At 32.1% G+C, this 14,535-nt stretch carries 16 protein-coding genes; 5 read left to right on the top strand and 11 right to left on the bottom strand.

Annotated elements, in window-relative coordinates; genetic code table 11:
* Window positions 1-27: 27 nt before the first annotated feature.
* Complete coding sequence (locus QMD61_07385) at window positions 28-1,122, bottom strand: GTP-binding protein (protein ID MDI6724453.1); 1,095 nt, start codon at window positions 1,120-1,122, stop codon at window positions 28-30.
* A gap of 231 nt (window positions 1,123-1,353) precedes the next feature.
* Between QMD61_07385 and QMD61_07390 the strand changes: the two genes are divergently transcribed.
* Window positions 1,354-1,734, top strand: a complete 381-nt coding sequence (locus QMD61_07390; protein MDI6724454.1) for a CBS domain-containing protein — start codon at window positions 1,354-1,356, stop codon at window positions 1,732-1,734.
* Window positions 1,735-1,794: 60 nt separating this feature from the next.
* On the opposite strand, the gene QMD61_07395 is transcribed toward QMD61_07390, so the two are convergent.
* The 7 genes from QMD61_07395 to QMD61_07425 form a co-directional block, all read right to left on the bottom strand.
* The gene (locus QMD61_07395; GenBank protein ID MDI6724455.1) at window positions 1,795-4,197 is read right to left on the bottom strand and encodes an STT3 domain-containing protein; all 2,403 of its coding nucleotides are present in this window, start codon (window positions 4,195-4,197) and stop codon (window positions 1,795-1,797) included.
* A gap of 186 nt (window positions 4,198-4,383) precedes the next feature.
* Window positions 4,384-5,166 (bottom strand): class I SAM-dependent methyltransferase, encoded by a 783-nt coding sequence (locus tag QMD61_07400; GenBank protein MDI6724456.1) that lies wholly within the window; start codon window positions 5,164-5,166, stop codon window positions 4,384-4,386.
* A gap of 429 nt (window positions 5,167-5,595) precedes the next feature.
* Window positions 5,596-6,219: a TMEM175 family protein gene (locus tag QMD61_07405; protein ID MDI6724457.1), complete on the bottom strand. Its 624-nt coding sequence runs from the start codon at window positions 6,217-6,219 to the stop codon at window positions 5,596-5,598.
* A gap of 26 nt (window positions 6,220-6,245) precedes the next feature.
* Window positions 6,246-6,887: an NAD(P)H-dependent oxidoreductase gene (locus QMD61_07410; protein MDI6724458.1), complete on the bottom strand. Its 642-nt coding sequence runs from the start codon at window positions 6,885-6,887 to the stop codon at window positions 6,246-6,248.
* Window positions 6,888-6,982: 95 nt separating this feature from the next.
* A complete protein-coding gene (locus tag QMD61_07415) occupies window positions 6,983-7,174 on the bottom strand; it encodes a 2-hydroxymuconate tautomerase family protein (GenBank protein ID MDI6724459.1) in 192 nt (63 codons plus the stop codon).
* Window positions 7,175-7,190: 16 nt separating this feature from the next.
* Complete coding sequence (locus tag QMD61_07420) at window positions 7,191-7,664, bottom strand: nuclear transport factor 2 family protein (protein ID MDI6724460.1); 474 nt, start codon at window positions 7,662-7,664, stop codon at window positions 7,191-7,193.
* A gap of 61 nt (window positions 7,665-7,725) precedes the next feature.
* A complete protein-coding gene (locus tag QMD61_07425; protein MDI6724461.1) occupies window positions 7,726-8,235 on the bottom strand; it encodes a nitroreductase family protein in 510 nt (169 codons plus the stop codon).
* A 190-nt stretch (window positions 8,236-8,425) separates the two neighbouring features.
* Here QMD61_07425 and QMD61_07430 point away from each other — a divergent pair, with 190 nt between their 5' ends.
* Window positions 8,426-8,863: a MarR family transcriptional regulator gene (locus tag QMD61_07430; protein MDI6724462.1), complete on the top strand. Its 438-nt coding sequence runs from the start codon at window positions 8,426-8,428 to the stop codon at window positions 8,861-8,863.
* 41 nt (window positions 8,864-8,904) lie between these two features.
* Here QMD61_07430 and topA read toward each other — a convergent pair whose 3' ends face one another.
* Complete coding sequence (topA, locus tag QMD61_07435) at window positions 8,905-11,034, bottom strand: DNA topoisomerase I (GenBank protein MDI6724463.1); 2,130 nt, start codon at window positions 11,032-11,034, stop codon at window positions 8,905-8,907.
* Between the two features lie 367 nt (window positions 11,035-11,401).
* On the opposite strand from topA, the gene QMD61_07440 reads away from it, so the two are divergent.
* Both QMD61_07440 and QMD61_07445 read left to right on the top strand, forming a co-directional pair.
* Window positions 11,402-11,929, top strand: a complete 528-nt coding sequence (locus QMD61_07440) for a metallophosphoesterase (GenBank protein ID MDI6724464.1) — start codon at window positions 11,402-11,404, stop codon at window positions 11,927-11,929.
* Between the two features lie 141 nt (window positions 11,930-12,070).
* Window positions 12,071-12,676 carry an SAM-dependent methyltransferase gene (locus QMD61_07445; protein ID MDI6724465.1) on the top strand — a complete coding sequence of 202 codons (606 nt, stop codon included), beginning with the start codon at window positions 12,071-12,073 and terminating at the stop codon, window positions 12,674-12,676.
* Window positions 12,677-12,992: 316 nt separating this feature from the next.
* On the opposite strand, the gene QMD61_07450 is transcribed toward QMD61_07445, so the two are convergent.
* Complete coding sequence (locus tag QMD61_07450; protein ID MDI6724466.1) at window positions 12,993-13,115, bottom strand: hypothetical protein; 123 nt, start codon at window positions 13,113-13,115, stop codon at window positions 12,993-12,995.
* Between the two features lie 651 nt (window positions 13,116-13,766).
* Between QMD61_07450 and QMD61_07455 the strand changes: the two genes are divergently transcribed.
* Window positions 13,767-13,988 carry a hypothetical protein gene (locus QMD61_07455; protein ID MDI6724467.1) on the top strand — a complete coding sequence of 74 codons (222 nt, stop codon included), beginning with the start codon at window positions 13,767-13,769 and terminating at the stop codon, window positions 13,986-13,988.
* Window positions 13,989-14,028: 40 nt separating this feature from the next.
* On the opposite strand, the gene QMD61_07460 is transcribed toward QMD61_07455, so the two are convergent.
* Window positions 14,029-14,463: a hypothetical protein gene (locus QMD61_07460; GenBank protein MDI6724468.1), complete on the bottom strand. Its 435-nt coding sequence runs from the start codon at window positions 14,461-14,463 to the stop codon at window positions 14,029-14,031.
* Between the last annotated feature and the right edge of the window lie 72 nt (window positions 14,464-14,535).

Consider the following 14,535-nt stretch of genomic DNA (forward strand, 5'->3'; position numbering starts at 1 on the left):
TTATGATCATTCTTTAATTAACGACAGTTATTTTTTAACTATTATTCTTAAAACATCTTTATCATTTAACACATGTTCAAGGCCCACCTTCTGCCCTTCGAACTTTACCGATGTCCCCCAAACTTTTGCATGCCTGAAATTCCTTACAAAATCACGATGGAGCTTATTTGCCACATCCCTAACAGTTGATCCTTTTCGAATTATTAAGGGCTCTTCATAATCTGCTTTTTTACCCTGCGGTTTCAAAAAGATACGGATTAAAGCGAGCTTATCAAATATTTTTCGTTTAAGATCCTCAATATTAGTTTGCTTATTTGCAGATATAAAAATCGCATCAGGTATATCTGATTTAAGTTCCTCCAGATATTTTTTATCAACCAGATCTATTTTATTTACAACCTTTAGCATGGGAATGTAGCAGCAGCTTAAATCCAGACTGTCAATAAATTGATCCATGGTCACATTATCACGAATCAGAATATCTGCACTGTGTATTCCATATTCATTCAGGATGGATCTGATCGTCTTTTCATCTATATTGGTAAGTTCTACTGTAGAAGAAATTGTAAGGCCTCCAAGCTTTTTAGGCTTTACAGTAACATCAGGTCTGGTCTGGTTTGGCCTTATGCCAATATTTTTCAACTCTTCTGTAATTACGTTAATATGCTGGGGATTAAAAACGTCAAGAACTATTAAAACCAGGTCTGCATTCCTGGCAACAGATAAAATCTCCTTTCCTCTCCCTTTACCCTTGGAAGCTCCAGTAATTATTCCAGGAATATCAAATATCTGGATTTTAGCCCCTTCATATTCCATAATCCCAGGGATTATCTCAAGTGTTGTAAATTCGTATTCTCCAATTTTAGATTCTGCATTGGTAAGATCATTGAGAAGCGTTGATTTTCCAACAGATGGAAATCCAACCAGCACTACTGTAGAGTCTCCACTCTTTTTAACATGAAATCCTTTCCCCTTAGTACCTGAACTGCTCCTTTGCAGGGATTCTTCTTTTAACTTTGATAATTTAGCCTTAAGTTTACCTATGTGGTGTGATGTGGCCTTATTATACGGCGTTTTTTGAATTTCTTCTTCAATTTTTTTAATTCTATCTTCAAGAGCCATAAATCTCACATAAAAGTAGTTAGATTAATAAAATGATTTATAAAAGTATATTCTAAATCAGGGTTTTCTAATAATTTCTAATACATAAATACTGCATATAAAATTCTACTTTAAATCATAATAATGATTATTTAGTTAAATTTGATTAATATTAATCTTTTCATCCTTAAAAAAGTTTTTAATTATAAAATTTTATATCGTATAAAACTCATATCTAACCATGGTGATATGATGAATGTTAAAGAAATTATGATTGAAGGTGTGGAAACCATTGGTGAAGATGAAACTCTGGATACTGCTTTGAAAAAATCCACCGAGGAGGGTGAAGGTGGAAGCCTTATAGTGGAAAAAAACGGAGAAGTTGTGGGAATAGTGACAACATGGGATGTTCTGGAAGCCATAAGCAGTAAAAATAAATTAAATAATACTAAAGTTCATGATGCAATGGAAACTCACCTTGTAACTGTCCATACTGATACCCCTATTGAGGAAGCAGCGAAAGAAATGGTAGATCATGGTATTTGGAGATTACCAGTTGAAGAAGCAGGCCAGATAGTGGGAATCATCAGTGCAACAGACATTCTTCTAAATGAAATACGAAGCATGATGTAAATCTAAAAAATGACAAAAAAAATAAATTATTAGATTCCAGCAGTAGGAATCTATTCATCTTTAACTTACATTCCAGACAATTACACCTGGTTGAGCATGGGCGAGCTTAAATCTGGTCAGTCCATAACCACCCATAAACATCAATCTTGTAAACATTGAATCTTCAAGTTCTTTATTCATAGCCACTGCTATTAATGAATTGTTCTCCTGTATGAACAGGATACTTACAGGACTATCATTAGTGACAATCTGATTATATACAAGTTTACCATTTTGGATAAATATGAGTTTATGGGGCTCAATTCTTGTATTGTTTGCCTGTAACCATGCGCTAAAGCTGGATCCGTTAATCTGACCACCAACCCCATTTTCAGCATTAATGGTTACAGTACTTCCAGTAACATTTGTAGTTGCTCCACTTACTGAATACATATAACCCTGTCCTGTATTTTCCTTAAAGTTCCAGCTTCCAAAGTAAGACCACCAGCCCGCTTTTCCTATCATGTCACTGCTTGTTATAAACACATGAGGGCTTGGTTTATCTGGATGGGTGTATTTTAAGACATTTTGAGCCTGATCAGGAGTTAATTTATATTCGTTCAACATAATGGTTTGAGCAGCGTTTTTGTCAACTTGCAGGATCTTGTCCAATATCTCAACACTTTTAGCTGTATCTCTGGTATAATTTTCAAGAGTTAAATAACCTAAATCACCACTTGAAGTAAGCATTCTAAGTATACCTGCCGATAAGTTCTCATTATTTGTTAACAGGGCTTTTCCAACCCAATATGCCCTCGGATTATTTTGAGATCCACCATCAAAAGTTGTAGGTCGATCGCCAACAGCTTCAAATAAATAACCGTAATCCCACCATGAAGTTATTACAGTTTCATTTGAGGTATTATTTTTAATCCAGCTCATGGAGTTATAAAATGAATCATCAGAACCTGGAACTACTGAATTTGAAATACCATATGCTCCGGATACTGCAGGGTATGAAACCAGCGCTATTAGCAACAGAATAGCCACCGCACAGTATTTAGTATTTTTAATGTATTTATTGACGGATGGTGCAATTAAACCTATGAAGATACCCGCACCTAATGCAATTGGTAATGAAAATGTTGCAATGAATCTGGAACCCTTTGTCATTGCATATGCGGTAATTAAAAGCCATATGGAGAATAAAACCGCATATAAAACATATTCTTTCTTAGTTTCCATTAACTTACGCTTATCTGCAGTTCCTTTATTTCCTTTTACAGTATCTTTTCTTTCGGTTTTTTCTTCAACATTTTTCTGTATATTTTTTCTTCTTCCCTTTCTCCGGGGCTTCTTTTTTATTTTAGGAGCTTCTTGCTTAACAGCTTTCTTCCCATCTTTTGACTGTAATTTCCATATAAGTAATGGAACACTTAAAATACCTAATAAAAATGCCCCGATGCCTCCAACCCCATTTAGAACTGAAGAAAATGTGGGTATTTGAAGTTCAGATATAGAAACAAGCACACTTGGATATGCTGCATTTGTAGCAGATGAAAGGAGCTGATTCACCACCAAAGGCCGGAATAACGTATTGATAAATCCTGATAATCCTGAATTAATTATTATTAGGATAGAACTGGCCAGTACAACTACGGCAACTGAAAATAATGCTTTTTGATCTATAAACCATTCAAATTTGCTTGAATATTCTTTTACAGGCTTGATTGTTTTCATTCCCAATAAATAATTAGAAACAAGCAAATAAATCACTGCTGAGCCAACGATGATGTAAAATATGTACCACCATCCTTCCCAGGCAAGAGTAAAAAGGAAAAGTGAAATAACCGTCAATATTACAAAAATTGACCTATTTCTGATGCTTTTTACCCTTATACTTTCAATAAAGAACCATACAATCAAAATGGGGAAAAGCATGTTAAACATGTCTGTATCAAAAAAGCCCGCAAATGTATGGGAAAAGTAAAATGGCGCTACACCAACTAAAATTCCCGCGGTTATTCCTCCAAAATCATTAGTAATTCTTCTTATAAATAAGTAAGCAGGAATTACACAAATAGATGCTATGAACGGGGCCATCCAGAAGGCTACCGTTACTAAAGATACATCGCTGAATATATTGACAAATTTATAGATAAATGCAGTAAGATATACTATTAGAGGAGGATATTCCGCTGTTCTTCCAGGAGGAAAATATGAATGCAGATCCCATTGAGTATTATTTATAATAGTATCTCCTAAATGTCCATTATTCAGATAATTTTGAGTCAGCCTGTAATTATAATATGAATCCATTTCACTGAAATATGGAAGGCCATCTTGATCCTGATAAAAAGCCTTCATATCATCTGGAATTATATTTAAATTAGCTGATTCAGCCCTAAGGAAAAATGATAATGAAAAAAGCAAAATTATTATAATTATTGGTTTGGATTTAGATAAAAACTCTTTTGCATTCATATTGAAACCTCTGGTTTTGTTGAAATCACTTATTTCAAGAATTTATTTTAAAAGTATTTAAAAGTTTATAATGAAAATCCGGCAAAATAACCATGAAATCAAGAAGATCAAATTAAACCTATCAAAATAGATTTAGTTGCATAATATTAATTACAGTCAATATCTCATTTTTTAAAGCATAGATTCTTATTTTCTGATTACATACACCGTTTGAAAGAAAATATTGTTTTTATTAAGTATATGAAACTTTTTTTTAAGGCAATGTTCTAATTTTTTATGATTAAATCCTATATGGCTTTCAAATCTCCATTTTTTCTCAAGATCATCCGTTCTATTAAGAAATCCTGCATAAAACAATTCTTTCCATGATAATTCTTCTTTATACATTCCAAGAATGGAAAGACCAAATCTTTGTAATAAAAAGCTTAAACCAACCATATTGGGCACGGAAATAATTATTATTCCATCCTCATTAACCAGCGAAGATATCTCACATAAAAAATCAATTTTTGATTCATATAATTTGTTTTTATCCCCAATATGTTCAAGAACTTCCAGTAAAAATAATACATCAAAAGAGCCATCTATATTTGACATTAACTCTTCAATTTTCATGCCCTGACTACATATACATTGACAATTTTTCAAATTCATTTTATTAATTAAATTCTGGGAAATTTCAATATAATCAGGATCAATATCCACCCCTAAAACTTGAGGAAAATAATTAGATAAAGTAGGTAAAAAACATCCGTCAGCACAACCAAAGTCAATCACATTGGCCTTATTAAAATATTTTTCAGTTAACTTAAGGGCCTTTTCAAAATGAAATCTTTTGATTTTAGAAACTACTGGATTTGAACTGAAATAATTATACTCAGAATATGTTTTAAATTTTTTATTATCTACCCAGAAACCTTTAGTTTCAAAGTCGTAATCTGGTTCAATAAACCTATTTTCAAAAACCATTTTCAAATCCCCATTTATACCATTATTTAGAATTATACTATTTAAAGATTATAAATTAATTCAAATAAACCAAACAGAGATAAAGAACTAAATTGATAGATTATTTTAAACATATTACTGCCTAAAAGTTTAATAAAATACTTCGAAAGCATTAAATTTTAAAAAAGGGTTAGGATTAATAATGAAATCCCTGACTTACCTCATTTAGCTTCTTGCTCTACTGACTTTGTGAGTCAGAGGATAAAAAAGTCAACAAAAGATTTCATTCATTAATTGGAATTATAAAATAAAAAGTAGAACATACAAAAAAATCACTTTCAACCCAAACATGCCTACCATTGCTTTCGGTGATTTTCTTTACAATAGCCAATCCCATTCTTGCTTTTTGATATTCACCAATGGAAATGTATTCTTGAAAATTATTATGATTTAACTTTTTTCTTCCATAGGTGCGGGTATGAGATAATAAATTGCTATTAAAGTATAAATTAAATAAGATACTGGCAGGAATATTAGCGCGCAAATAGCTCCTATTGTATAGAATATTGGACTTACCATAGCTCTTTTAAACCCTTTTCTTATTAATTCATGTGAAATGGATTCATCAACTAAATCATGTTTTGGAATATATATGTACATCAAAAGGAAGCTTAACCCCATAAAAGCCATTACTACTCCATAAATAACCGCAGATACAGGTTGTAACGGATATTCTCCAACTAAAGCCGTTGGAAATGGAATTAAAACTATAAAAAATAGTAACAATCCATTTAACAGCATTAAAGCGCGGTTAGACTTAACTATCATTTTAAATGTTTGGTGATGATTCATCCAGATAATATAGATTACCACAAAACTCAATGCAAAAACAAAGAATTTAGGCCATAAAAGCATTAATTCATTGACAAATTCGGCTGATAAAAATTGATGGGGCATTTCAGGAACTTTAATCTCCAATACAAGCAGAGTAATCACAATGGCAAAAACTCCATCACTGAACATTTCTAAACGATTGGTATCAGAACTTTCTGCTTTCAAAATATTTTTTATCATCTTAAGCTCCAAAAAAGATTATTGAATTACAATTTTATCAATAATCCTTTAAATTTTTCTATTTCTGCATTTACATCATTTTCAGACATGGCAATAGGCCCAAATAATCCAAAAGATGGTAAAACTTCCATTCCGACGAATTCCAGCATTCCATGAGTGATGTAGGTTAAAAGCTGGTTTATATCACCATGAGGGCCTTGTGCAGAGTATACTATTTGTGGAGCTCCAGTGGTGAACGATAACATTGCTTTTTTTCCTTTAAGTAATCCTCCATTGTATATTTTATTTTCTGCAGCATTGAATGCAAATCCATTATAGAAAACCCTGTCAATCCATCCTTTCATAATGGCCGGGAATGATGTCCACCAAATAGGGAACTGGAATATTATTAAATCTGCCCATTTAACTTTATCCATCTCTTCTTTAATGTCATCCGGAATTGATTGCTCATTCATTGCATTATACTGTTCCATTATAGGATTTAAAACTTCTGGATTCATTCTTTTAGGGAAATCTTCTTCATCCAGCACGGCCTTGAATTTCATGGCATAGAGATCAGAGACTTGTACTTTATGACCATTTTCCGTTAGAATTTCCAAAGCTATGTCTTTTAATTTACCATTTAACGATTTAGGTTCTGGATGTGCATATACTATCAATACATTCATGTTTTTTCCTCCAAAATATCTAAATTAAACAAAATTTAACACATTCTTATCAATTTTTCTTATTCATTTCACCAATTTATTATCTTTATTTGCAGTTAAGGATGGGGGATGTTGGAGAGTAAAGCTCCCCCTACTCCTACATGCTCATGATCTATCTCTTTAATGAGAATCATGATGGATTCTTTGGGCATTTCTAAAATTTCAGCGGATATTTCAGTTATTTGTTTTACTAAGGATTCTCTTTGTTTTTTCGACATTTTAGGTGATTCAATATTTATTACTGGCATCTTTAATCTCCCATAATTAAGGTACTAGTCGCTTTTTTCCATCATTCTCAATTTCCCACTGACCATCCAGCCTGAAGGATTCAGCAATAGCGTAGGTGTTTTCATAAAATTGATACTGTGCAATTTTGCCCCCACTTAAAGTGATTTTTATGGCCACATCACTTTCAACCACTTTTCCAGTAGGATTGCTCTTGTATTTGAACCAGCCAAATGCAGCAACAATATTGTTTTCTCCACCTACGATATCTGTGAATTTTATATCTATAAACTCAAAGTTTTTCTCAGAAAATAGTTGTTCAAAGAAATTTTTAACTGCTTCTTTTCCTTTCATTATCTTACCAGTCCATGGAATGGCTGCTCTGGTTAATGGATGATTTGCAGAAGCAACGATCCATTCAATATCCTCAGTCACATAATCTTGCCAATTTCCACCAGTTGATATGGCTTCAATGAATTTTTCAACTACTTTTAGATTCTTATTTTTTTTCATGTTTATCACTTCATTTTATTGTTAAAAATTTAAATCAAGCTAATTATTGTTGATTTTTTATTCAAAATTTGTTATAATGAACCCGAGATTCATCATATAATTCTCTGGGAGCAGGTTTTTCTCCAGGATAACCTATGGGGATTAAAGACAACGGCCATATATTTTTAGGTAAACCCAGTACCTCCTTTATCCCCAATACTCGATCTTCAAGGGGGTAAACTCCTGTCCAAACCGCTCCCAGTCCCAAACTGTGGGCGGCCAGTAAAATATTCTGAGAAGCTATGGAACAGTCCTGAACCCAGAAATCGGGAAATTTTAAAAGTTTTTCATCTGCACAGACTAAAATTGCCAGTGCAGCATCAGCCACCATCTGCCCATTAGGATGGACCTTGGGAATTTCCTTTAATAATTGGGGCTCATTAATCACTATAAATTGCCAAGGCATTTGATTAACAGCTGTGGGGCCACTCATGGCAGCTTCTAATATTTTTTTAACATGTCCCTCGGGAATTATCTTGTTTTCATACTTACGAACACTTCTTCTGGTTTTAATGGCAGTCAAAACATCCATATTTACACCTCAAAATTTATATTGTATGTACAACTAATTTTAATTTGTATGTGCAAACAATATATAAATGTTTCTATAAAATCATAAAATAAAGATAAATTCATATATATTCAAAGAAGAATTATTTTATTAAAGAAAAATAGAACAAAATAATTTAATTAATATAAAATACTAATTAATAGGTGAATAAATGGTTAAAGAGGATTCATGTGACATTTTTTGCAATTGTCTTTATTTTACCAGCAACAAATTAAATAGAATAATAAGTAAAATGGCAGAAGAGGAATTTATAAAAACAGGGCTTTCACCATCATATGCCATTGCTTTAATGTTAATTAATACCGAACCGGGATTGTCACAAAACGAAATAAGCAAAAAACTTAATATAAAGCCTTCTACAACTTCAAGATTTCTGGATAAGCTTGAAATTAAAGAATTGGTAACTAGAAAGGTTAATGGAAAAGTATCTTACCTTTATCCTACAGAAAAAGGGATGGAATTAGAAGAAAAAATAGAAAAATGCTGGAAAAACTTATATAATCGTTATTCCGAGATTTTAGGATTTAAAGAAGGTGATGAATTAACCAAATCCATTTATAATGCAGCTAATAAACTAGAAAGATCTTAAATATAAAAATAGATTTCTAAGACTTAAATCCAATTTAAAGCCTATGCAGCCTCATTCAAGGACTTTGTAAATCTACACTTAGGAAAGCCGCTGCAGCCGATAAATTCACCGTATCTGCCCATTCTTTTTATTAATTGATTCCCGCACTGAGGACAGACACCAACAGCTTCATTTGAAGGTTCCTGCCCTTCTCTGCCGCATTTTGGATCGAGGCACGCCCTCTGGCGAGGTTTTCCAAATGATATCATTGGAAGGCCGCATTTTTCACATTTTGTTTTAAGTACATTGGTGCCTCGAGGTATGGGATAAGTAATTTTACAATCAGGATAATTAGAACAGCCTACAAAAGTGCCCTTTGTTCTTGGAGAGTATTTCATAACCAGGTTACCGCCGCATTTACATTCTCCAACAATTCGGCTTTCCTGATAAGCCTCATAAAGTTTTTCACCGATTTCTAATTTATTCTTTTCAATATCATCAAGAATAGATGATACCTCTTGTTTCGCCTCTTCAATAACCTGATCTTTTGTTATTTTATCTTCCATAATCCCTTTAAGTTCCATTTCAAACTTTCTTGTTAGTTCTTCGCTGGTAATATCCTCTGAATATTCTTTAAGTGTGTCTATAAGGTGTTCACCGAGTTCATTGACTTTTATTTTCTGCCCTTCAATGTATTTTCGGTCATAGAGTATGGAGATTATGTTTGCCCTGGTTGATTTTGTTCCAAGACCTCTTTTTTCAAGTTCTCGTATCAAAGAAGCTTGATTGTATCTGGCAGGCGGCTTTGTTTCTTTTTCTTCACAAATAATCTCTTTAACCTTTAAAGTGTCTCCTTTTTTGATTTCAGGGAATGTATCATTTTCGATTTTTCTAAAGGGATAATGATCAAGCCATCCCATTTTAGCCATTCTTTTCCTGCTGAAGCTAAACTCCTGTGAATTAATCTCTAAGTGTGTTTTCATAGATTCTTGAATTCCTTCTTCGCCAAATACTGATATAAATCTAAAAGTTATGAGTTCATAAAGTTTTTGATCGTCTGTATCTAAATTCTTAGGTAATGTGCCTGTTGGATGTATAGCTGGGTGTGCTTCATCTGTTTTTTTACCTTCATTTGGTTTTAAAGGTTTTTTGAGTGCTTCCACATGTTTTTTGAATGTAGTGCTTTTACTTAATTTTTTAAGTATTTTGTCGTATCCAATGCTTTTTGGAAGTTTCTGTGATGAAGTACGTGGATATGAAGTGTATCCTTCAGTATAAAGATTTTGAGCTATTTGCTGGGTCTTTTTAGGGCTGAAACCAAAGACTCCGTATGCTTCTGACTGAAGGCTTCCAAGATCAAAAGGAAATGGGGGTAATTTTTTGGTTTCTCTTAGAGTAATGTCCTTAACAACTGCATCTTTACCTTCACAGTCAGCCAGGATTTTATCTGCATCCTTTCTTTCAAATATTTTCCCTGTTTTATGATCAGCAATTATATCCCCTTCAAGAGCAGCTTTTATAAGCCAGTAAGGAATAGGGACGAATTTTTTAATTTCTTTTTCCCTATCTACAAGTATAGATAAAGTTGGTGTTTGTACTCGCCCTGCAGAAAGTTGAACATATCTTTTTGTGGCAGAACTTATTGAAGAAGTTAAATATTTCGATATATTAACCCCAAATAGAAAATCAAGCACATGTCGGGCAATACCACTATCTACCTGCCTGAAATCGATGTCAATTGGATTTTCATAAGCTTTTAGGATATCTTCTTTAGTTAAAGTTGAAAATTTCATTCTTGAAGCCTTTTTTATGCTATCTTCACCGCAGGCGTATTTCAGTGCATTGTACCCTATTAAAGTTCCTTCTATATCATAATCACATGCATGAATGAATTTATCTGCACCTTTGGAAAGCTTTTTGATGGCATCTATATATCCTTTAACATATTTTTTCTGTTTATCTTTTTCATAGAGTGGAACCCATTCAATATCAAAAATTTTTTTCTGCCCGGAGCTGGTGGGAGAAAGAGAATATAAATGACCTACTGCAGATAATACTGTTGTTTTTTTCCCATTTTCTTCAAATTCATAGTATGGAACTTTTTTATAGCTGTTCTTTATTGAATCTTTAGATAATGCCTTAGCTATTTTTTCAGATGATTTTGGCTTTTCACAAATTATGACTTCATGCATGGTATCACTCAAAATAACCCTCGAGAAACCGTTATAGTTCGGATTTAATAATAATTTGGTAATATTTTATAATATTTTTATGTATATTAATTAACATAAATATAATAACCTTCCTATATTTAAAGCATGATGATATTCAGTATCTCACTTTAAGAATAATAGTACAACTTATAACGACTTAAAAAAGGCTAATCCAAAAATAAGCCAAAATTATTTATATAAACAATAAAATACTCAAATAATAATCCGGTTATGTTTTAAATATCATTTTACCATTGACAATATACACACATAATAATTTTGTTACAAAATAGTTAAACCCAAACATAATTAATTTATAATTTTATTGATTCAAAGGAGATTGTAAATGTTAATCGGCGTTATATCTGACACACATATTCCTGAAAGAGCATCGAAAATACCTGAAGTAGTTTTTGACTTGTTTAATGAAGTGGATATGATTCTACATGCAGGAGATCTTGTTTCATTAGATATTTTAGATGAACTTCAAAAAATTGCCCCAACAAAATGTTCTCAGGGAAACATGGACAGAGCTTATGGTGTTAAACTACCCAAAAGCGTCGTTTTCGAGGTTGAAGGAATTAAAATTGGGCTAAATCATGGTGAAGTCTATCCAAGAGGAGATACCCAACAGTTAAAGTATATTGCTCTTGAAATGGATGTAGAAGTATTAATAACCGGACATACCCACTGGCCCTTTATTAAAGATGTTGGTGATGTTCTTCTTTTAAATCCAGGGAGTCCAACTGTCCCCCGATTATCAGATCCTTCAATAATGCTTCTGAATATTGAAAATAAAAAATTAGATGCTGAAATTGTTAAAACAGGAGCCCCGGTATGTAAAGCTCTTAATTTCAATGGTAAATTAAAGTAATTATTAGAGGTTGAAGGAAAATTTTATTTTTCCTGAACTTTTGGAAATCATAGATTTCGAAGGGCACAAAATATTGAAAAAAATTGAGGTTGAAGGAAATTTCATTTCCTGAACCCAAAAACAAAGTTTTTGAGGCTTAATATGGGAAAAAGATGGGAAATTGAAAAAAAGAAAGAACATTATTATAAACTGGCTAAAAAGGAAAAATACAGATCACGAGCATCATTTAAACTTCTTCAGTTAAATAAGCGCTTTAAAGTAATTAAACCTGATGATTATGTGGTTGATTTAGGTGCCGCTCCAGGAGGATGGTCACAGGTTGCTCTAGACATTGTTGGAGATAATGGACTCGTTGTGGGGGTTGATCTTCAAAGGATAAAACCTTTTGAACATGAAAACTTCATTCAAATAACTGGAGATTTTACAGAAGATGAAACCATAGAAAAAATTAAAAATGCACTTAAAATTGATGCAGATGCTATTTTATCAGATGCATCTCCCAAACTATCAGGAATAAAAGATATAGATCATCTCAAATCCATTGATCTGGCTGAGAATACCCTTAAAATTGCTGAAAAAATTTTAAAACCCGGAGGTAACGTTATTATAAAAATTTTCCAGGGAGAAGAGTTTGAAAACCTTTTAAAGAAGTTAAAAAAGAAATTTAAAACCGTTAAAACAACTAAACCCCCATCTTCTAAAAAGGGAAGTATGGAGATGTATATAATAGCCAAAAAACTATATTAGGTTTTCACTTAAAACAAATGCAATTTATAAATTAAAAATCGTTATTTTTAAATATTATTTTATTTCATCAGATATTAAATTCATTTCCATGCAGCAAATATAATTGTTAAGAATCAGTTTTTTTTATAATTTCATTCATTTTTAATGGCAAAATGGATGCAATAAATAATCATAGTTATATCTTTTTTTTAATTCTTTATTTTCAATAGTTGATACTATTAAACCTCCACCTATCAAACCACTGAAAACTATCATATTGGGTTTTTTCTTTACAATGAAAACATTATAACGATGAATATCAGAGCCAATAGAAACGCTAAAATCCTTGTTTTGCTGGAACACCCTCTGCAACTTTTTCGTGATGTATATTTCCAGCTCTTTGGGAAAATTTCCCGATGTCGTGCAGCATTGCTGCTAATTGCAACTCCTTTAAACTCATTTATTACACCGCAATATTTTTTTAATTATTTTAGTTAATACTAATAAATTTGAAGTAATAATGGAATATAGGAATTTATTTTTATAATGATCGTGATATGATGAGATGATTATAAATATTTTTCTATTTTAATCTGGTATAATGGGCTAATTAATAAAAAAATAATTAATAAATGTGATTGGTGCCATTTACTAATTGATATTCAAGGAAATTTGAATAAGATAATTGATATTTGTATGGTAAGAAACCATAGATGAATAAACGCTGGAAGCAAAAATGGCTCTTAAGGCAATTTGTAAACTTATTTTACCGGATAACCATCTGCAACGAGTTTATATTCTTTTATTGTTTATTCCTTGATTCTTCTATTATTGATGAAATCTATGGAGTGCGGATTGTTCTCTATATTAATAATCAGGCTTATTTTTCATGTCTCGAATACTATTAAAGCGTAAATTATTTACATGACTATGTATTATAGCCATAAGGTTGTTATGATATGATATCATTTTCATTAATGTAATACTAATTTAATAAAAAGTGTTAATATCTTCTGAAATCACACATTTCATCCTATAAATATTTATAATAATAAAAAAAAGTCACAAAATTTATTAATGATAAAAATCAATATAATATGGCATGGAACACATGAATGAAGAACTATTTAAAAACTCCTTTTACTTCCTTATGGAAAGCGAATCCATGCCGAGAGAAACTCTTGCCAAGCGCATTAAAGAGTTATCGCGTGATGAGCTTGAAGATATGGCCCAAAGGGCAATTAGCCTCGCATTAAGAGAACGAGAAGCCCGCCATGCTTTACAAACCAGAATTGACAAGCAATTCCATGAAACTCTGTATATGGCTTTTTAAAAGCTATTTTAAATTTTTCTTTTTTAATTTTGGTTTTTGTTTAAATCTCCCCTCTTACTTTACTCAAGCTGGCTTTGGCTTTTTGCATCTGTGTTTTTGCGGTATAAATTCTGTTATTAACTTCTTCTATAGGTTGATTTGCAGATAAAGCGCTTTCAACATCGCCAATAGCAGATTCCGCCTTTACAGCCTCAAGTTCAGCTTCCACAAAATCCTTCTTAGCTTTTTTATTTCCTGTCTTATAGACCTGCATTTTTGTAGAGTCCAGCTGAGATTTTAAAGCAGAAAGATCTGATTTTAATGCTGCAAGTTCATCATAAGCAGTCCCTGTATCCGCATTGGTTGTTAACTTTGAAGAAATTCCTTGGACTCCTATATAAGCAAAAATAGCTATGGTGGCTATCACCATTATTATTCCAAGAAGGGATATTGTCATTGAAGTTGCTTTAAATAAGTTTAATCTTGATCTTTTCATTATGTCACCATTAAAATGCATTTGAGTTGATCTTCATTTTGGTTTGGCCATTTAAGTTAAGATTTAATAATA

It is taken from the genome of Methanobacterium sp. (genome assembly GCA_030017655.1).
Taxonomy (GTDB): Archaea; Methanobacteriota; Methanobacteria; order Methanobacteriales; family Methanobacteriaceae; genus Methanobacterium_D.